Below are 20,671 nucleotides of genomic sequence, written 5' to 3'. Positions count from 1 at the left end.
AAAAATAACCGCTTTTGGGACAGCTCCCTATTTTTTAAGGATTATTAATATCTTTTACTACTAATCTCTTCTGGCGTAAGTAAATGGTTCGATCCGATTGTTCTGCCACTTCTCGTGAATGTGTTACAACAATAACACATTTATTCTCTTGATGAGCAAGCTCTTGAAACAATCGAATCACTTCTTGTGCTGTCTCTTCATCAAGGTTCCCTGTTGGTTCATCAGCAATAAGTAACTCTACATTGCAAGATAGTGCTCGAGCAATTGCTACGCGTTGCTGTTGTCCACCACTTAATTGCAGAACATTACGATTCACCTCTGCTTCTGTAAGGCCTACCTTTTCTAACAATTCTAATGCCCTTTTCCTTTTATTTTGCACCTTAACACCTGTAATTTCCATTGCCGTTAGTACATTTTGAAGAGCGGTCATATAGGTAAGTAAGTTATAGGATTGAAAAATCACGGATACATATTGATTACGGTATCGATCCAAACCAATCTTTTGAATGTCCCTCCCCCTATATAGTACATAGCCACTTTTTGGTGTATCCAAACCACAGCCTAAACTAAGCGCTGTGGTTTTACCAGATCCAGACGGCCCTAAGATTGTGTAAAAATGCCCTGCTTGAAAAGAAAAAGTAACATTATCTAATATCGTTACTCTTTTTTCGTCACTTTCATAATAATAAGTTAAGTTCTTAAATAGTAAAATTGTCTCCATGCTGAGCCTCCTTATTCATCTTTTAACAGGATTTGTTTCGGGTTTAAACGTAGAATTGATAAGGCTGGAAGTATAGTTGCTAATATAGCAATAGTTAATCCAATCCCCCCCATTTTCCCTAAATCCTCTCCTGTTACACTTACATCAATTTTATCAACTGGGTCTGCTTTTTTGGTCTCTTGTACAGAACCATCAGCTCCAACAAATATTGTCTTATCATTTTCATCTTCTTCTCCGCTTGCTGTAGCGATTTCATTTGAGAGCAAAATATCTCCCATTAATTGCGAAACTTTAGATCCTGTTGTTATGGATAATCCAAATGCTAAAATAGCAACACATGCTACTTCTACTATGAACTGCGCTATTAGTTTCCATTTTTTCTCTCCAATAGACAATAGAATCCCCATTTCCTTACGACGTGCTTTAATCGATAACATAATAATTAACCCCAAAATAATAGCACTCGCAATAGATACAATATAGATAATCATTTGAGAGATAGAAGAAATATTTTCAATAGGATTTATCATTTTTTTGTACAAAGCGTCATTTGCATCTAACTTAAAATAATTAAAATCAATATCCGATTGTTTTGCTTCTTGTCTAAATGCATCAATGTCTTTTGGGTCTTTCAAATAATACACAGCTTGCATCACGGAGCTACTGGCCTTTTGCCCTGCTTCTAATTTTTTTAAAGTAGAGTGTGGCATATATATTTTATTAGCTGGCTCCATCATAGGTGAGACACTTCCACCTATTATTGATGCCTGCTTCTCTGTTTCATAAATACCAATAATTTCAGCTTCAAGAGATTTCTTCTTATCTTCGCCTGATCGAATTTTAACCTTATCTCCTATTTTCAATTTATTTTGTTCTGCTAAACGTTTTTCCATCAAAATGACATTCTGATCTATCATCTTTTCTGTAATAGGTTTCCCATCAATAATTTTACTTTTTCCATTTTTAAAACTTTCTTCTAGAGAAATCTTACGAATTGCTTCTATGACAAAAGAAGAGTTCCAATCTACGTCTCCTTTTATACTCTTCTTCTCTGTAGGTCCTTCCTGTTCTTCTAAAGATCCTACTAATTTAAAACCATCCGGAATGCCGAGCGTAGTTGCTGTATAATTGTAGTCTTTTACATATTGAGATTTTCCTAATTGACTTGCTAATTTTGCATTGAGGTTTGGTGGATGAGGCATTCCTCCAGTTCCCCTTGCTTTTTCTGCCTTATCATAATCAAAACTCAAAGTGACATCTGTGCCCAGTTTTTTTCTTGCTGATTCGGCTGCCTTTTTTGATGCGTTTTGAATTGTAAATCCTGCCAACACTAAATTTGTAACAATTAAAAAGACACCTAACAAAATGAATGACGTTCCCTTTCGTTTTTTCATACTTAGAATTGCGCGTTTTATAAAATTCATTTTTTCTAACCTCCTTGATATTTTTTATTCTATAGACACTATCTGGAGTTTGTATGGAGTTATTCAGTAGTTTACCTAGAGCAATGAGTAGTTTATATGTAGTGTTTATACGAATCCACATAACGAGCCTTTCCTGATGAACTTAAAGCAATTCGTTTTCCTTCTTATAAATATTTTATATATTCAGATTTTCCCATAAGCACGAAAGGCCAATTGAGAAAATTGTAAACCATAATTATACGTTAGATACTCTCAAAGCACCTGCATATAATAAAAGATTCGCAATCAACTCATAATAAGCAACGGATCTTTAAGGCTTTATTCTTCGTTCCCTTTGGTATAAAACCACTGATTGCTGAGAAAAAGCGGTGGTTTACGCTGTCGGAATTGGAAAATAAAAAAGTATTACTTATTACAGGTGAAGGTAAGAGTTGGGAAGAATATATGAAGAGCTACATTCATAAACGTTATGGTAATCAATTAGAGTTTGTAGGGGGCATACAAAAATTTTTGAAGGGAAAAGTGGTAACAAGAAAGTTGATTCCTAAGTCAATACCAACAACATTGTTTATATGTTTATAATCAAATGCAACGATTTTCGTCATTTGAATGTGTGCAAGCCATTTTTGATGTTTATACTAAGTTTAGCAGTTTCAAACTTCTAAGTATTATGAAAGTATTTTCTCATATCTTTTCGCTCATAAATAAATAGGAAGAAGGAGGAGATAAAGTAAAAGTTTTAGCCCCATCACATTGTACGGGTTAAAACACAACCACGCTATACATCTATTACAAAATGATGCAAATCTGTAAGTATGTATCGGAATGGTTCGGGCATTCCTCTATAGATTTATTTACATCTAACTAAATCTATAGAGAAAACTGCCGTAAACCAATATAATCCCTTTTTAAAATCACGTGGGCAAGTAAATGTAATTATTAACTAACATTACTTGTCATAATACGTTTGGAACTTCGGTTTATAGAACGAACGGTTATCAAGCGCAAAGACGCGTTCTGTGTATTCGCCTGGTTTTGTGCGTCCAAGAGCGCGGTCCATCATGTTCATTTTTGCATCTAAATTATCGATGTAGTGTAAAATTTCCGCTTCTTTTACTAATGGTGGTTTGGGGCTTCCCCACTCTGCTTTTCCATGATGAGATAAGACGATGTGCTGAAGGATTAATACTTCTTCTCCCTCAATTTTCAACTCTTCTGCTGCTTTTCCAATTTCGTTCACCATAATTGAAATATGACCGAGTAAGTTTCCTTCTAATGTATATGTTGTCGAAATTGGACCTGATAACTCGATAACTTTACCAAGGTCATGCAAGATGACACCTGCATAGAGTAAATCTTTATCTAAAGATGGATACAGCGTCGAAATTGCTTTCGCCAAATCCAGCATAGATACAACATGGTAAGCAAGTCCTGATACGAACTCATGATGATTTTTCGTCGCTGCTGGATAATCTAAGAAATCATTTTGATGCTTATTTAATAAATGTCTTGTTAGACGCTGAATGTTCGGATTTCTCATTTCAAATATGTACTGCGTAATTTTTTCCACCATATCTTCTTTTTTCACTGGTGCTTTTTCAACAAAGTCTGAGATATCTGTTACTTCATTCGGATTTGCAACACGGATTTGCTTAACACGAAGCTGGATACGTCCTTTATAATTTTGAATATCACCAGCTACTTTTACAATTGTTTCCGCTGTATATTGTCTCTCCACTTCCGGTGATACATCCCATAGCTTTGCTTCAATATCTCCGCTTTGGTCTTGCAAGATTACTGTTAAAAACGGCTTCCCGTTACTTGCGATTCCTTTTGTTGCTGTCTTAATAAGCAAGAAAAGATCGACTTGTTCACCAACTTCATATTCTGCAATTTTCTTTTTCATCCTGATTCCTCCACCAACTTAAGTACTTTTAGTATAGCACACTACACCCTATTTTCTTTACGCTCTGGCGTTAATTTTATCATCTGTTTTTCCGTAAAGAACGATAATAAGTGAGCATGGCATGTAAAGAAGATGACTTGTCTCTTCTTTGCAATCTCTTTCATTAACGCGATTGTCCGCTCTGTCCGAACCGCGTCAAAATGAACAAAGCTATCATCGATAATAAATGGATAATGATGTTCAAACGTATGAGCAAGCGCAAAACGTAGTGATAAATAGAGTTGCTCCGCCGTTGCTTGACTAAGCTCATAACTGTAAAAACGAAGTCCATCACTGCGCTGAACGATAAATGGCTCTGTTGCTGACGGTGAAAAGATTTTGTTATATTTCTCACCTGTTAAGTAAACAAAATACTCCTCCGCCTTTTGTAAAATGCGCGGAAGGTGCACTTCATGATAATATTGCTTCGTTTTCGTTAACACCGATTTGGCTGCCGCATATGCCGCCCACTTTTTCACTTGTTCCCGTACATGCGACTTTTTCATTTCCCATTCATGTAATAAATCCCCATACGTATTACCTTTTTCTAAATTTGCAATTTCTACGCGGCACTCTGCAATGCGCTCCGTTTGTTCTTTTTCTTGCGACAGAAGTGTTTGTATATGCTGCCTTTCTTCTCTTAATTTGTCTTCATAACCATCTACTTGATAGTTCTCTTCTAAAGATAAATATGTTAAACGCTGCTTTAACATATCAATTTGTGGTAAGAGGCGCTGTAATTGTTTCTCTGCATCTTCACGTTTTTCTGCTTGCATCCCTGCTTCTAAAAATGATTCCTCATCCTGAACTCCCGCCATGTTCCATAATCCATCTCTTTCAGATTGAAGCTGCTTCATTTGGTGCTGTAAGGCTGCATGTTCTTCCTGCCACTCCGCAAGCTTCTCTCGCCACTGTTTCAGTTCTTGCACTTTTTCTTTTTCCTGCTGAATACGATGAGTGATTTTCAGAAGTGCATCAAAATCTGTTCCTGCCAAAACATGTTCTAGTTTATGTTCAAATTGCGAAATCATTTCATATAATACATCTTTTCGCTCAAGCTGCTTTCCTAATTCTCGGTACAATTGTTGCATCTTTTCCATTCGCTCAAATGCCGGCAATAGATGCGCATGCGTATAAAAGGTTGGGAAATGATAACGTTTTTTATACCCCTCTACTTGCTCCCCTACACGAAACGTATCTCTTTCCCAATCTTCATATGCCGACACAATTTTTTCATAGCTTCTTTCTATTTGCTGCAATTTATAAGCTTCTCGCTCAAATACTTTGCGCATTTCTTCATCTTTTTCTAACTTATAACGAATGGACATAACTTCTTCACTTTGCCGCCCCTCACTGTTTTGCTGAAGTGTTAACAGTTCTTCTTGCAAGCGGTCTGAAGCTGGGTCTTTATATAAAACAAATGCCAGTACAATCAATACAAAGAAAATGACGCTTGTAAATAACAAAGTTCGATTATCTAAAAATACACTCGTTAGTAAAACCCCTATATTCATTAGTAATAATAGAAAACAAATTTTCTGCCAGCGCTTTTTCTTCTCAAACGTGCCTCTTGTTCTTTCTTCATATTTACGCTGCATACGTTCTGCACTTATATGGATTCCACCTTGAAATGATTTTTCTTTCTCCATAAGCGCTTGTCTTTCTTCCTCTGACAACATTTGTTTTCGAATGTATGCGATATGTTCTTCTTGTTCTTCTAATTGCTCCTGCGTTACTTGAAAGTTTCGATCTAACTCCTGTTTTCGCACTTCTAATTCTCTCGCTTTTTGAATCGTTTGTGTAATCAATTCTTTTACCGCAAGACTTGTATCAAAAGAGCGTACACTTTCTTCTTCAAAACTAGCACCAATTTGATGTTGTAATTCTTCTATTTCCTCTCTTATATTTTGAATACGGCTCGTCATCTCTCGCATTTCTTGACGTGCATTTTCATATGATATGTGCTGCATGCGAAGTGCTTCGATATCACTTTCTTTTCGCAAAAGCGCATCATCTATTTGCAGCGATTTCATTTTCGATTGTGCCATGTCCATCTTTTCTTGAAGTGTATCTAGCTGTATATGAAGCGGTTCAAGTTTTGCTTTTATCGATTCATAGCGCGCTATACCCGAAACAGGAAAATGCCCCAGCTGCTCTTTTAGTACCATTTCGTAAGTTCGTTTTTCAATCATAAGTGGCTGAAGTGCTGACAATATTTCATAATCTTGCTTGCGCTGCTCTGCTCGCTCTTTTTCATGGCGAATTTGAACAAGTTTCTCTTCACTCTCCTTGAGCTGCTTCACATGTTTTTCATACGCACCAATCTTTCCTTGCCACTCATTCAAATTCTCTTTCAGTTTCTTCATCTCTTGCAGTGATGCATTAATCTCAGGCTTACGACCATTTGGTTTAAAGCGCTGATCCATTTCTTTTTCTAGCTTTCTATCCAGTCGCAATAACGCATCGCTTCCAACCGCACTTGCTGAAAATAAATAGTTTCCAATTTCCGCTTCGCCGAGCTGATGAATATTTTGTAAACCGTGCATATCAAATGAAAAAACAGAGTCGAATAACTGCTCATTCATCCCCTTTGTGATAGCTTGTAACACTTCTTCTCCACCCATTTTTCCATCTTCAAAATAAACGGTTACTTCCCCGCTTGCTGTTTTCGGAAGGCGTTCGATTTTTAGCCGACCATACTGCTTCGTCATCACAGTAATTGCTCCGCCATACTTACCGCCTTCTTTCGGTTCATAACGCTTTTGTCCCCTCATCTTAAAGCCAAATAAAATGCTTTTTATAAACGAACGAATCGTTGATTTTCCCGCTTCATTTTCACCATATAACACCGTCAACAAGGAAAGATCCATTTCTACATTTTCTAGTTTTCCATAGCCATAAATATGGAGTTTTTCAATTCTCATTTTGTATCCCTCTCTTGCTGGAATAATTGCTCTAATATAATATTTTCTGCTTCCTTTTGAATCTCTGCTTGTTCCTCATCTGAAAACGGCTCAATGACATTACGGGCAACAGGCGATGTCCAAATCGTTTGAAGGATTGTATCCATGTTTGTAAAAGATTCTAACTCTTGCAATACGCTCCCAACAAAATGATTTTCTTCCTTTAACTGCTGGATTTCTGCAAAGGAAGCTGTCTCATTTTTCCACTTCATCACATAAACAAAATCTTTGCGCTCTTCTCCAGCACTTAAAATATGAAAAATCTCTTCAACACGTTTTTCATCACGTAAATACGAAGACAACGGACCTTGTCCTGTCAAAATAACAGTTAAAAAAATTCCTTCTTCAACTTTTCGCTGTTTCTGCAACACTTCTGAAGCAGCCTTCATAAAATCATCAACAGTATCAAGTCCCTCAATTGAAAGTTCAATCTCTTCCCAAATAACATCCGCTGTGTGAAAAAACGAACACCTTGTCTCTTGCTCTGTCATTTCCACAAGATATGCACCCTTTTCACCCGCTTCCTTTCGGTGACGCCCTTGTATATTCCCTGGATAAATGATAGGTGGGTTCTCTACCAATATCTCACGCTTATGTATATGGCCAAGTGCCCAATAATGAAATTCTTTTTCTTTCAGTTCACGAATTTGAAATGGTGCATAACGGTTATGCTCTGCATCCCCTTCTACACTGCCGTGAAGCAGCCCAATATGAAATGGTGCATCGCTCATTTTCGTATACTGCGCTGTCATATTATCTGTTACTGCCTGCTGTAAATAACTAAAACCATAAATAGAAGCAAGAAGTTCTCCATCTTTGTAAAATGACTTTTCTTCCACATATGGCTCAGTAAATATATGAACATTGTCTGGAAACTCAATCGCCGCCCAGCTTCCTCCTAAATGATCATGATTACCATGAATGATATATACCGAAATGTCATACTGCGCAAGTCGTTTCATCTGCTCTCTTACAAATACTTGTGCGCGTAAACTTCTCGTATCCGCATCATATAAATCACCAGCAAGCAATACAAAATCAACGCGCTCTTGAATGGCTTTATCAATGATCCGTTCAAATGATCGAAATGTACTTTGCTTCATTCTTTCCCAAATAGAGGTTGGTACACTCATTTCCATACCTTTAAACGGGCTATCTAAATGCAAATCAGCTGCATGTATAAACTTTATTTGTTTCACTAACAAACGACCCTTTCTATGTTTCAAAAGTTTCACTTTATTGTAACACGCTATGTCATATATTTCTTTGCATATTCTACCGTTTTATGACAAAATAATTATAAGATTCTGATTTTAAATCGGAGGGGGATTTTCATGGGAGTATACGTTCTAACAGCCTTTGAAAAAGATGGTTCTAAAGCATTAGATGAATCGTTCGAGGCCGCAACAGAAAAAGAAGCAAAATTAAAAGGAGAAGCTATCTTACGAGAAAAAGGATTGTATGAAAAAACACATCGCTGCACATCTTCTGCAGGAAAGCTTATTTTATTCCAGCGCTAAAAAAGAAGCGTAATTCCGCTTCTTTTTTATTCAACCTCTTCATCACACCACGTAAATACCACATCAAGAATACGATTTCCAATACGCACGCGTCTATTCCACTGTCCAGTTTGAATTTGGCGCGTTAACTCTTGTTTCATTTTCTCCGTCCAGTCGTGAATGGTTCCATTCCCGTCGTACGGATATATGCCTGGAAATTCTTCCTGCAACATGCTTAAGCCTTCTACGTCCAAATGAAAATGGAAAAAGTAGTTAGCTGTTAGCGATGGTTCTTGTAATTTTAAAAACGGATCATCAATTTGCTTTCTATTTCGGTAAAAGGTAAAAATATTTACCTTTCCGCTCGTAATTTGGTCAATTTGAATTTCGTGCTTCTCTATAATCACGTCTGTCCACCTCGTTATATACTACCTTTAGTATATATGTCTTTTGAAACAAAGTTAACTATTTTACACGAAATTCACTTCCTTCATCTATGTCCCGCTCCAAAAATCAGAAGCAATATAAAAAATAACTTGAAGGGGAGAGATACTATGCATTTCGGAAGTAAAGGTTGGTACGTAAAAGAACTGAAAAAATTAGGTATTCGCACGTATGAAGGTAGAAAACTAGAATCTTATCGTGCCCACATATTAGCTCGCTTACTTGAAAAAGTAAAAAGACAATCTGCTTAACAGAAGAAAAGAAGCAACGCTTTTGAGCATTGCTTCTTTTTTCTTAATTTGTATAAAGTGAAACTTTAATCATCGGAGTTTTCTTCATCTTCACCTGTAAGGTCTTTCATTTTATCTACGTCTTTATCGTAAAAACCTGCGTTTAAGTAAGCTTCTAACGCTTTAGCAGGGCGTTCCAATCCTTTTTCCTTATTTGCAAGTTCTTTCACATCAAAATATATAGCCCCAGATACTTTTCTACCTGGATCTACCACATCAAAAGAAAGTCTATCCTCACCATATTTCGAATACGCTTTCATTTTTGACATATAGAGCAAAATCGTCTGGAGAGAATCTCAACGCTTCTTTCCCTATATTTTTAATACCTACCTTCCCTTTCAGAACTCGTCCATTAAGAGGTGTTGAATCTCGTTCAGGTAAAGTATACTCTGCACTTTCTAATGTCATCTCATAACTTTTACTCTTTTGATTCTTTTCTTCTTTCTGCCCCTTCGAAGCGCTTTCTTGTTTGACTTCCTTTGTACTTTCTAATGATTTGCAAGCGCTCATCCCCCAAGTGTAAGCACCGCTACCATACTGATACCTACAAATTTCTTAAAATACACTGTACTCTCTCCAATCCCCTTCTCTATTTACTAATCGAACAAGTAATATTACACCTTTATGTCTACAGTATATTCCATTTATATTAAATTATCTAAATACAAAAACAATTGATTTTTTAAAAGAAAAATCCCCTTATAGTAAGCAAATGCTGCCTACTATAAGGGGACCTCCTTTTTTCTATTATATACGTACCGCTGTACCACTTACCGCAACCATTAACATTCCATCACGAACAACTTCGTAATCTACATCAACACCAACAATTGCATTGGCACCTTTTCGTTTTGCCAGCTCTTTCATTTCTGCCATCGCAACATCACGCGCTTCTTTTAACTTGCTCTCATACGCCCCAGAACGACCACCGACAACATCACGAACAGAAGCAAACAAATCACGGACAACATTTGCCCCCATAATCGCTTCACCATTTACGATATCAATATACTCGATAATTTCTTTCCCTTGAATTTCATTTGTTGTTGTTACAATCATAACTGACACTCTCCTATCATATTTTTGCATTTCTTATCTTTATTATTACACGAAAATTAAAATTGGAACATAACATATAAGCAATTCATACATGTTTTAGACAATCTTTTATATTATGATCTTAAAGCACGAGAAAGCTCCGTAAAGATTACTCCTAATGCATAGGCACCGGCATCTGGATATCCTAAGCTGCGTTCTCCAACTGTACCAGCACGACCCATTCGAGCAACGATTTCTTTTGTATATTCCGCCCCCTTCACTGCAGCCTCTGCTCCTTTTTCAAAAGCCGTTTTAAAGTCTACACCATTTGTAGCACTGTCTAACCAAGACTGTACACAAGGTGCAAATGCATCCACAAGTGTTTTATCGCCTACCTCAGCTCCTCGTCCGAAAGAGCGCTCTCCAATCCATTGTATACCCTTTAAGGAAGCTTCTAATATGTTGGCCATTTCTCCAACTGTTAATTCTGTTTGCTCTCCGGCAGCCTTACTCGCAGCCCGAAAAGCCCCGCCCCAAATTGGACCAGAAGCACCGCCGCAATGTTCCATAATGACCATAGAGCACGCATCTAGAAATGTTCCAATATTGAAAGGCTCTTGTTTCAAAATCGAGCTCCATTCACGTTTCAATTGCTTGAATCCTTTCGCAACGCTCATTCCAAAATCTCCGTCGCCCGCATGCGTATCTAATTCACAAAATGGTATTTCATTTTGAATAATGACTTCACTCATTTTATCAACAAGATACACCATATTGTCTATCGTAAGCACCTCATTCTGAATTATCGCATGTTTCTCCGCTGTTTCTACTTCAAACGAAACTTGTTTTTCTTCCTCTTCCTCTAGAGGCATATATTCTACCCTCTCCACTAGACCATCTACTTGAAACGCTGGCGTATAACACTCTTTCGATAACAATGTCTTTAGCTCTTTATCCAATTTCATAATAGTTAAAGAAAGCCCAGCCATATCAATACTTGTCATATAGTTACCAACAAACGTTCTATTGATTCGTATGTTTCGTTTACTTAGTTCTCTCGTAACTGCATTGTTAAATACATACAATTCTTGAAGCGGTGTACCGCCAAAACCGTTCACTAAAACAGCAATTTCAGTCTCTTCGTCTAGCTCTAAATCTTTCAAAAGATCATTTGTCATGCGCATTGCTAGCTCATCTGCGCTCATAACTTTTTCACGTTTTCTTCCTGGCTCTCCGTGAATACCAACCCCGTATTCCATCTCATCTTCACCTAATTTGAAAGTAGGTGAACCACTAGCTGGAACCGTACAAGAAGTGAGCGCCATACCAATTGTACGAACATTCGCCACTGCTTTTTCCGCTATAGCTTTGACCTGCATTAAATCCATACCTTCTTCTGCTGCTGCACCGGCAATTTTATGTACAAGTATGACTCCAGCAACACCGCGGCGACCAACTGTATAAAGGCTATCTTCTACCGCAATATCATCATCTACGCGAACATATTCGACTCGAATGCCATCCTCAGTAGCTAAGTGAGCACCATTTTTAAAATTCATAATATCGCCGCTGTAGTTTTTAATAATAAGGAGCGTACCTTTTTTGCTCGCTGTTGCTTTAATGGCCTGATACACTTGAATTTGTGAAGGGGAAGCAAACACATCTCCGCACACTGCCGCATCTAGCATTCCTTTTCCAACTAATCCAGCATGAGCTGGTTCATGGCCACTTCCGCCACCACTAATTAATGTAACTTTATTTTCATTCATTTCTTTTTTCTTAATTACTTTATACTTTTTTAATAACTCAAGTTCTGGATGTGCCATGACCATCCCATTGCACATCTCCATGACGAGTGTTTCCGGCTTATTTATAATTTTTTTCATTTGCTATTCCACCCTTATTCGTTTTGTTGTTTTCCTAAATCATTCTTCACATGTTTACATCATTAGATGAATTCATAGAAAATTCCTGTCGCGTTCCATATCCCTTTCCGTTATGATATATTTGAAAGCGTATTGTTATTAACTACATTAAAACGAAAGCGCTTTACAGTAAACAGACAAAAAAGAACAGTTTTCATTTTTTGAAACTACTCTTTTTCTTATATGTTGCTTACAATACTTTTTTCATTTTATTTCGCACTAGTAATAGAATTCCACCTAAAATCGATAGCACCCCTAAAGGCATTGTATGAGATTCGCTCGCTCCGGCGTTAGGAAGTTCTCTATTTTCAGTTTTCGGCTTAAAAAAAGGTAATGCGATTCTCCTCTTTCGCTTGTTTCTTCTGCGCTAGTTCAGAGACTTGCTTTTCTACATTTTGCTTTGCCTCTGTTAATGCAGCGATTTTATTCTCTATATTTTGCTTTTCCTGTCCCCATTCAGAGACTTTATCTTCTACTCCAGGCTGCTTCGTCTGTTTCCATTCAGCGATTTTATTTTCTATCGCTTGTTTCATTTGTTTTAGCTCGTTCACTTTCTCTTCCATCTGTTTAACAAACTGTTTTAATTCAGACACTTGCTCGTTTACATTTTGCTTTACTTGTTTCAGTTCCGTCACTTTTTTTTCTGCCGTTTGCTTTAACTGCTTAAATGCCTCTATTTTCTCTTCCACATTTTGTTTGATTTCTTTCAATTCAGGGATTTTCTCTTCTATATTTTGCTTTTCCTGTCTCAATTCAGAAACCTTGTCTTTCACATTTTGCTTCGCCTGCTTGATTTCCCCTACTTTCTCTTCTATATTTTGTTTTTTCTGTTTCCATTCATCTACTTTGTTTTCTATATTTTGCTTTTCCTGTTTCAATTCAGAGACTTTGTCTTTTATATTTTGCTTTTCTTGTTTCCATTCATCCACTTTGTTTTCTATACTTTGCTTTTCCTGTTTCAATTCAGAGACTTTATCTTTCACATTTTGCTTCGCTTGTTTCCATTCAGAAACTTTCTCATCTACACTTGGTTTAATAGAATCCTGTATTTGAGCAGGTTCATCCGCTTGAGCATGAGTCGTATCAACTCCCGTAATCATCGCTAAAGCAAGTGTGGATATCGCTACAGTCTTTTTCGTACCCATTATTTTGTACCTCTTTTCTTTCATGAGTAATGAACGATTATGTAAATTTAAAAATGTAAATCATACATATATAATATCAATATAACATTATATCAAATGTTTATAAATGGAACTAGAATAGTAGAATGATATGTACGCCCTTTTTTCGATTGGTCAACATCTCATATCGAAGCGCAGATAATGAAGCGTGCATCATTCATATAGTGTAAAAAAGAAAAACCTGTCACCAAAAGAGCCTTTTGTACGACCTTTTGGCACAGGTTTTCTTACGATTTAAGCGTTTAAACTTTCACCGTTTGTTGCAATGACTTGTTTATACCAATCAAAACTTTTCTTTTTGAATCTTTTTAATGATCCTTTTCCTTCATTATCTTTATCAACATAAATATATCCATACCGTTTCTTCATCTCACCTGTTGAAGCGCTGACAAGGTCAATTGGGCCCCAGCTTGTATATCCAATAACCTCTACCCCATCTTGGATTGCCTCTGAAAGTTCAATCATATGTTTTCGTAAATAATCGATGCGATACTCATCGTTAATCTCTTCTTCAGCATGTAATGTGTCAATTGCACCTAGACCATTTTCCACAACAAACAGCGGTTTCTGATAACGATCGTACAGTTGATTTGCTGTAATACGGAACCCTTTTGGATCAATTGTCCAGCCCCATTCTGATTTTTCAAGATACGGATTTTCAACAGAGCCAAATACATTTCCACTTGTAATGCCCTTTAATACTTCAGGGTCTGTACTTGCTGCTCGGCTAGCATAGTAGCTAAATCCAATATAATCCACTGTATATGCTTTTAAAATCTCTTCATCTTCTTTTTCCATTTCAATCTCTAAGTGATTATCTTTAAAGAATCGCTTCGCATATCCAGGATATTCACCTCTTGCTTGTACATCAATGAAAAAGAATGATTCTCTATCTTGTTCCATCGCTCGTAAAACATCATCTGGATTGCATGTATATGGATACGTCGCTCCTGCTGCAAGCATACAACCAATTTTAGCATCCGGTATTATTTCATGGCACGCTTTCACTGCTAAAGCACTTGCCACAAGCTGATGATGTGCTGCTTGATATTGAATTTGTTTTTTATTTTCGCCTTCTTTAAAAGTTAAACCAGCACCAACGAAAGGTAAATGCAGTAGCATATTAATTTCATTAAACGTCATCCAATATTTCACTTTATCTTTATATCGTTTAAAAATCGTTTTTGCATATGTTTCAAAGAAATGGATAAGCTTTCGATTTCTCCAGCTTCCATATGTTTCGACTAAATGAACAGGTACATCAAAATGAGCCATTGTCACGACCGGCTCAATTCCATATTTCAATAATTCGTCAAACAAATTATCATAAAACTGCAAACCTGTTTCATTTGGCTGTTTCTCGTCACCATTTGGAAAAATACGTGTCCACGCAATCGAAACGCGTAACGCTTTAAATCCCATTTCTGCAAACAGAGCAATATCTTCTTTATAACGATGGTAAAAATCAATTGCTTCATGCGATGGATAAAATTCTCCTTCCATCGGTGTAAAGGATTGGATATTTCCTTTCATAATATCCCAACGTTTTTCACCAGTTGGAAGGAGATCCACTGTTGTTAATCCTTTTCCATCTTCTAAATATGCTCCTTCAGCTTGGTTAGCAGCCATTGCCCCACCCCATAAAAAACCTTTTGGAAACGTAACTTTAGCCATATATGAAAACTCCTTTATATAATAATTAACGAAGGAAGGGCATGCAATATGTCTTCCCTCGTTTTAAACAATATGAAATTTCAAAAATCATTTCACTTCTAGTTCGATTACAGATTCTTCAGGTGTCACCTGACCCTTCTCTTTTATCATTACGTTATATTGATCATGATTTGTAACAACAACTGGTGTTGTCACAATATAGCCTGCGTCTTGAATTTCAGCTATGTTAAATTCAATCAATAATTGTCCTTTTTCAACATGATCTCCTTGTGCAATATGAGAAGAGAAAAATTCCCCATCTAGTTTCACAGTATCCATCCCGATATGAATTAGAAGCTCCGCCCCTGTTTCCGTCGTAATTCCTAAGGCATGATTCGTTGGAAAAAGTGCGGAAACTGTACCAGAAACTGGTGAAAATAATTTTCCTTCTGAAGGTTCAATCGCTACCCCTTTCCCAAGAACGCCTGAGGCAAACGCTGCATCTTCAATATCTTTTAACGGTTTTACTTCTCCATAAAAAGGACTCACAATGACTTCACTATTCATAGTAGCATGAACTTCCTCGTGCTGAGATGGTTTTGTCTGGTCAGGATTTACTTGAACAGATTGTCCCTTTTTCTTTACACCAAACAAGTAAGTAAGTACAAATCCTAATACAAATGCAACAATCATCGCAATAATAGATCCCCATAATCCCGCTGTAATGCCTGTTTTTGAACTAACAAATGTTGGAATTTGAAATATTCCAAGGCCACCTGCCATATACGCCTTTGTACCAAATACACCAAGAATTCCTCCGCCAATACCACCAGCGATACAACTTATAACGAAAGGTTTTTTCTGCGGAAGTGTAATCCCATAAATAGCTGGCTCTGTAATCCCGAAAATACCAGAAATAAAAGCGGGCATACTAAGTTCTTTCAATTTCTTCTCATTTGTTTTTATCCAAACACCAAGAACAGCACCAATTTGTGCAAAAGAAGCAGCGAATATAAGAGCTAATATTGGATCTTCACCATGTACTGCTAAATTATTAAATCCAATTGGTACAATACCCCAATGAAGACCAAAGATAACAAACAATTGCCAAAACGCTCCAAGGAAAATACCTGCGACTAACGGACTTAAATGATACGCCCATAGTGTAGCTTGTCCTAAAAATTGACCTGCCCATGTTGCAATTGGTCCAATGACAAGAAAGGTAATCGGTACAATAATCAGCAATGTGAAAAATGGCACTAAAAATGTTTTCACAACATCTGGAATGACTTTCTTTAACTCTTTTTCTACTTTAGCGGCAAAATAAGTAGCTAAAATAATCGGAATAACAGATGACGCATAATTCATTAAAATAACAGGTATACCTAAAAAAGTAATATGAATAGGTGATTCAAACATTGTCCCTGCAAATAATGTATAAAGCGGTTTCCCGGCTGTTAAACCAGCTAAAGCTGGATAAACAAGCGCACCGCCAATTGCCATCCCAATAAATGGTGCACCATGAAACTTTTTACTCGCTGTATAACCTAGAAAGATTGGGAAGAAGTAAAATAATGAATCTCCAACTGCATTTAAGATTTGATAAGTTCCTGATTCTTGACTTAACCAGCCTAATGCTAAAATAAGCGCATTAAAACCTTTAATCATCCCTGTTGCGGCTAGTACACTTAAAACAGGTGTAAAAATACTAGAAACAATATCTATAAAACTACTTTTCTTTTGGTCATCAATATTTTCATCCTCTTTCGTCTGAAAGCCTCCAACCGTGACAACCGCTTTATACACATCAGCAACATGATTGCCAATTACAACTTGATACTGTCCGCCGCTTTTCATAACGGTAACAACATCATCCATATTTTTCAGCACTTCTGTATTTGCTTTTCCCTCATCTTTTAATTGAAATCTTAGGCGGGTAATACAGTGAACCACACTATTTATATTTTCGGTTCCACCAACATTTTTAAGAATATCTTTTGCTAATTGTTCGTATTTCATCGCATGCACGCCTCCCTTTTTCAGTCATTCTAAAAATAAAAACCTAAACTAATCCCCACCTGCACAAAATTATTTTCATGCAAATGGAAATTAATTTAGGTTTTGCCTGCTAATCAGTAACAATCCTATATTTTATTCAAATTGATTCCCGCTTCGTTACACGGTGGATATGAAGCGTTACATACATTTTTTCATCTTTCGAAAGAAGAGTGTTATGTCTACTACGTAAATACTCTTCTATTTTCTCTGTACAACGATAAGCTTCGTTGTACTTTTGTTTGACTTGCTCAAATAAAAAGTCATCTTCATTTGAGCTTGATTCATGCTGAAGTAAACGTTGAGCAAAATATCGTAAGTGAGTGACAAATCGGCTATAGTTAAATGAATTTTCATCTAAATCCATCTTATAATGATACTTCACAATATTTAAAATATCTTGAACAATTTTTGTCATTGTTACTGTTTGCTGCATTTCTGGTTCCCCTTGCTGAGCATTTACTAAATGAAGTGCAATCGAACCAGCCTCATCCTCTGAAAGCCTAATACCTGTTTCTTTTTCAATAATCTCTAAAGCTCGTAAACCAATTTCAAACTCTGTTTGATAAAACTTTTTGATTTCCCAAAGAAGTGCATTTTTCAGCTCAATCCCTTCTTTATGCCGCGTGAACACAAAGCTAAGGTGATCTGTTAATGTAAGATAAATATACTCGCTTAAACGGCTCGGCAAAATAGTTTTCGCTAATTGTACAATTTGCTCTGTCACTTCTAAATGCTCTACAGGAATCTCAGTTAATAACGTAGCAAGCTTCTCAGATACTTCTTTTGTTTCTAAAACGAATGTTTTTTCTATTTTAGATTCATCAATTGTATCCCCCACTTTTTTCTGAAATCCTAAACCTCTACCCATCAATATAATTTCACTATTATTCTCTTTTATCGTACAAACAACATTATTATTTAAAATTTTATGGATTTTCATTTTGTTCGCCTCTTTTTATTTCTAATGTGATCACAAATAATAAAAAAAACCTAAACTGATTCCCCAAAACTACATAGCAATAGTAGTCTTCGAATCAATTTAGGTTTTGCCTGCCGAACAGTAACAATCCTTTAAGTTTGACTTCATTATACACAAACAAGTAAGCGTTTGCAACAAGATAATAGAAGAACTTTAAACAAAAATGTGAACGTTTAAAACATAGAAATCTATTTTGGGTATTCATGCGGTTAAAAAGATAAAACTCGAACGATTCCAGTGCCATTTGTACGGGCAGTTGATTGCATTATGTCTTATTGCCAGTATAACTTATAAAATGCGGAGGCTCATTTGGGAGAAGAAACATAAAGAGACCAGTGAATAAATATAAGGCAACATATATTACATATATTTATTTTCCAAGTATACGCGATGTGCTGTTCACATCCTGTCGAGACATGATTCCCATTCTTGTCAGATTGTTCGAAGACCTATCAAAAAATGGTAGGAAAGCACATCGGTATACCAAATATTCACCATTTGATATTCTTGATATCACTCAAGAATATACAAATTCACTTCAACATACCGTTTAAAAAAATAATTATGTTGAAGTCTTATTTGAATATATCTAAATATAGAAACTTGTATTCTATATCTAACAAACCTAAAGTTGTATAAATCTTTTTAAACTATTTTCACATTCATATTTATACATACATATATTATTCGTGAGGAAACGATTTCCTAATTCTATAAAATAAATATTTTTTATATTACATTTCTCAAAAAATATATGTAATGAGGATACATTATTTTAAGCTGTTATACAAATACCTTTTAATTTGTATAAAGAAAAGGATGATTGTATTGGAAATTAAAGGAGCTCAAGGGATATATGATGATGTTATTAGTCTAGGGAACAATTGTTATACTGCTATCCATCTAAGAAAATATGGGCTACGTAAATATGCTGGTCCTCTAGATTGGTTTGTGTCTCCAGACCTTTCTTCTATTAATAAATTACTAAAAAATAACTTTATAGACTTTATGGACTTGAAAAATATGCATGCATTGCCAGATAAAAATGTTCTTTTTCATGATGGCGTAATACAACCTGTTTATTCTCACATTGTAAAAGACATCAAATATAACGTAACATCCTATCATGATTTCCCTATCATCTCAAATAAAGATTGGTTTATCACATACCAAGATTTCAAACAAAAATTAGATCGAAGGATTGATAATTTTTACAAAAGAATGCAAAATTCTCAATCTATTTTATTTGTTAGATGGGGCGGAGATTTGACTGAAACGTTAGAGTTACAATTAATTTTATCAAATATTGTTAAAAATAACTTTAAGATACTTTTACTCTATCCAACAGGACTTGAAAATGAGATACATGAGTTGGAATGGGGCATAAATCATGTCTTTCCAATTCAAGTTTCAAGTAATTATCTAAATAAAAGAACTTGGTATATCCTTTTAAAAGATATACACTTAAGCTGAAAAATACAACATGACGATCATTCAAATCGTTATTAGAATTTATGTGACCCCTCTCCTATTTCTTTGGATACTTATCAATTTCATTAATATAGTTTAATAATTGTATGACACGTTTATCATATGTGTGATGTTTTAAAGTTCTAATCAGCCCATTTTTCGCTATTTGCTTCCTCTCTTTTACATTTTCTAAATAATATTCCGCTTTTTCTATAAACTCTTGTGGATTACAAAAAGTTTCTATTTCAACACTTGGTATATAGTGCTTCGCTATATCTGGACGTATATCAGTTAACTGAAAAGAACCTGAGGAATTAATTTCAAATGTTCTATTATTTACTGAATATGCAGCAATATTTGCTGCATTACTATTCATGTCCTTATCATATGGTGAACGGTGCAAATTAATATTAATTTTAGTAGATACATAATATTGTAACGCATCTTCATATTTACCAAGTGGCAAGAGTTTTATCTTATCTTTCAAGATTTTATAACTCTTCAATTTTTCCCAACCAAATCCTACAATTTTCAAGTTCTTACAAACTAAATATTCAGAAATTGAGTCAATGAATTCAATTCTATTTTTAAACGCTGTACCAATAAAACTAATTTCATAATGATTAGACTTATCTTTAAAATCGGGTTTATATACGTTATGATCCGCTGCTAAAGGGAGATAAAAAACATTTTTACATCCCCTGCTCCTATAAAATTTAATACAATTTAAATCCTGAGTAAATATGTAGTCATAATATGGAACAATATTTTGGGTTAAATCCATATAATAGGGATCATCTGTCAACCAAATTCCTGTCGTAAAGCCCAATTTCTTTAATTCAGGGATGATTTGATTAAACTCTTCTCTTAAACCATGCAATACCAAAATAAAATCCGGCTTTGTCCGTACTGCTGTTTTTATTGCTTTCTCTATATGTACCATCATTACATTGCTACTTGCCCTTTGTAGACTATTAAAAATTGCTGTTTCTAGTGCTGGGAAATAAAAAGGAGTTCCTGATCGAATAAATAAGATTTTTTTAACATTATTTTCGTTCATGTCAATCCTCCTGTATAC

At 35.7% G+C, this 20,671-nt stretch carries 18 protein-coding genes and 2 pseudogenes; 5 read left to right on the top strand and 15 right to left on the bottom strand.

Features of this window, described 5'->3' with window-relative positions; all coding sequences use genetic code 11:
- Positions 1-34: 34 nt before the first annotated feature.
- Both MR059_RS10635 and MR059_RS10630 read right to left on the bottom strand, forming a co-directional pair.
- Positions 35-721, bottom strand: coding sequence for an ABC transporter ATP-binding protein (locus MR059_RS10635; protein ID WP_011983891.1), 687 nt, complete (start codon positions 719-721; stop codon positions 35-37).
- A gap of 11 nt (positions 722-732) precedes the next feature.
- Positions 733-2,145 carry an ABC transporter permease gene (locus tag MR059_RS10630; protein ID WP_242161746.1) on the bottom strand — a complete coding sequence of 471 codons (1,413 nt, stop codon included), beginning with the start codon at positions 2,143-2,145 and terminating at the stop codon, positions 733-735.
- A 735-nt stretch (positions 2,146-2,880) separates the two neighbouring features.
- On the opposite strand from MR059_RS10630, the pseudogene MR059_RS22470 reads away from it, so the two are divergent.
- Positions 2,881-3,092 (top strand): annotated as a pseudogene (locus MR059_RS22470) (site-specific integrase); the annotation flags it as partial.
- Between the two features lie 2 nt (positions 3,093-3,094).
- Here the strand turns inward: MR059_RS22470 and yhaM are convergent.
- Genes yhaM through MR059_RS10610 form a run of 3 tightly spaced genes read right to left on the bottom strand, consistent with a single transcriptional unit; the run spans position 3,095 to position 8,252 of the window.
- Positions 3,095-4,051 (bottom strand): 3'-5' exoribonuclease YhaM, encoded by a 957-nt coding sequence (yhaM, locus tag MR059_RS10620; protein WP_011983888.1) that lies wholly within the window; start codon positions 4,049-4,051, stop codon positions 3,095-3,097.
- 41 nt (positions 4,052-4,092) lie between these two features.
- Positions 4,093-7,014 (bottom strand): ATP-binding protein, encoded by a 2,922-nt coding sequence (locus MR059_RS10615; protein WP_242161745.1) that lies wholly within the window; start codon positions 7,012-7,014, stop codon positions 4,093-4,095.
- Positions 7,011-8,252: a metallophosphoesterase family protein gene (locus tag MR059_RS10610; RefSeq protein WP_048722177.1), complete on the bottom strand. Its 1,242-nt coding sequence runs from the start codon at positions 8,250-8,252 to the stop codon at positions 7,011-7,013. The genes MR059_RS10615 and MR059_RS10610 overlap by 4 nt, the downstream gene beginning before the upstream one ends.
- 135 nt (positions 8,253-8,387) lie before the next feature.
- Between MR059_RS10610 and MR059_RS10605 the strand changes: the two genes are divergently transcribed.
- Positions 8,388-8,573, top strand: a complete 186-nt coding sequence (locus tag MR059_RS10605; protein WP_011983885.1) for a YhzD family protein — start codon at positions 8,388-8,390, stop codon at positions 8,571-8,573.
- A 26-nt stretch (positions 8,574-8,599) separates the two neighbouring features.
- Here the strand turns inward: MR059_RS10605 and MR059_RS10600 are convergent, their stop codons facing one another.
- Positions 8,600-8,959, bottom strand: a complete 360-nt coding sequence (locus MR059_RS10600; protein WP_011983884.1) for a hypothetical protein — start codon at positions 8,957-8,959, stop codon at positions 8,600-8,602.
- 147 nt (positions 8,960-9,106) lie between these two features.
- Here MR059_RS10600 and MR059_RS10595 point away from each other — a divergent pair, with 147 nt between their 5' ends.
- The gene (locus MR059_RS10595) at positions 9,107-9,247 is read left to right on the top strand and encodes a YflJ family protein (RefSeq protein ID WP_011983883.1); all 141 of its coding nucleotides are present in this window, start codon (positions 9,107-9,109) and stop codon (positions 9,245-9,247) included.
- A 65-nt stretch (positions 9,248-9,312) separates the two neighbouring features.
- Here the strand turns inward: MR059_RS10595 and MR059_RS10590 are convergent, their stop codons facing one another.
- The 8 genes from MR059_RS10590 to licT form a co-directional block, all read right to left on the bottom strand.
- Positions 9,313-9,555, bottom strand: a complete 243-nt coding sequence (locus tag MR059_RS10590) for a DUF5105 domain-containing protein (RefSeq protein ID WP_242161744.1) — start codon at positions 9,553-9,555, stop codon at positions 9,313-9,315.
- A 478-nt stretch (positions 9,556-10,033) separates the two neighbouring features.
- Positions 10,034-10,345: a heavy metal-binding domain-containing protein gene (locus MR059_RS10585; protein WP_011983880.1), complete on the bottom strand. Its 312-nt coding sequence runs from the start codon at positions 10,343-10,345 to the stop codon at positions 10,034-10,036.
- Positions 10,346-10,458: 113 nt separating this feature from the next.
- A complete protein-coding gene (gene dhaK / locus MR059_RS10580; protein WP_011983879.1) occupies positions 10,459-12,210 on the bottom strand; it encodes a dihydroxyacetone kinase subunit DhaK in 1,752 nt (583 codons plus the stop codon).
- A gap of 229 nt (positions 12,211-12,439) precedes the next feature.
- Entirely contained in the window at positions 12,440-12,589 is a 150-nt protein-coding gene (locus tag MR059_RS22000) for an LPXTG cell wall anchor domain-containing protein (protein WP_242161762.1), read from the bottom strand.
- Positions 12,570-13,394, bottom strand: coding sequence for a coiled-coil domain-containing protein (locus MR059_RS10570; RefSeq protein ID WP_242161743.1), 825 nt, complete (start codon positions 13,392-13,394; stop codon positions 12,570-12,572). The genes MR059_RS22000 and MR059_RS10570 overlap by 20 nt, the downstream gene beginning before the upstream one ends.
- A 273-nt stretch (positions 13,395-13,667) precedes the next feature.
- Positions 13,668-15,107 carry a 6-phospho-beta-glucosidase gene (locus MR059_RS10565; protein WP_011983877.1) on the bottom strand — a complete coding sequence of 480 codons (1,440 nt, stop codon included), beginning with the start codon at positions 15,105-15,107 and terminating at the stop codon, positions 13,668-13,670.
- Between the two features lie 87 nt (positions 15,108-15,194).
- A complete protein-coding gene (locus MR059_RS10560; protein WP_011983876.1) occupies positions 15,195-17,105 on the bottom strand; it encodes a beta-glucoside-specific PTS transporter subunit IIABC in 1,911 nt (636 codons plus the stop codon).
- 136 nt (positions 17,106-17,241) lie between these two features.
- Positions 17,242-18,084: a BglG family transcription antiterminator LicT gene (licT, locus tag MR059_RS10555; RefSeq protein ID WP_011983875.1), complete on the bottom strand. Its 843-nt coding sequence runs from the start codon at positions 18,082-18,084 to the stop codon at positions 17,242-17,244.
- Positions 18,085-18,307: 223 nt separating this feature from the next.
- Between licT and MR059_RS10550 the strand changes: the two are divergent.
- Both MR059_RS10550 and MR059_RS10545 read left to right on the top strand, forming a co-directional pair.
- Positions 18,308-18,589: pseudogene (locus MR059_RS10550) on the top strand (IS4 family transposase); the annotation flags it as partial.
- 353 nt (positions 18,590-18,942) lie between these two features.
- On the top strand, positions 18,943-19,596 hold the full coding sequence (locus MR059_RS10545) for a DUF1796 family putative cysteine peptidase (protein WP_081428349.1): 654 nt from the start codon (positions 18,943-18,945) through the stop codon (positions 19,594-19,596).
- 55 nt (positions 19,597-19,651) lie between these two features.
- Here MR059_RS10545 and MR059_RS10540 read toward each other — a convergent pair whose 3' ends face one another.
- The gene (locus MR059_RS10540) at positions 19,652-20,653 is read right to left on the bottom strand and encodes a CgeB family protein (RefSeq protein ID WP_011983873.1); all 1,002 of its coding nucleotides are present in this window, start codon (positions 20,651-20,653) and stop codon (positions 19,652-19,654) included.
- Positions 20,654-20,671 lie beyond the last annotated feature (18 nt).

Source organism: Bacillus cereus group sp. BfR-BA-01522 (genome assembly GCF_022662635.1).
Classification (GTDB): domain Bacteria; phylum Bacillota; class Bacilli; order Bacillales; family Bacillaceae_G; genus Bacillus_A; species Bacillus_A cytotoxicus.
This window is presented reverse-complemented; position numbering and strand designations above follow the sequence as displayed.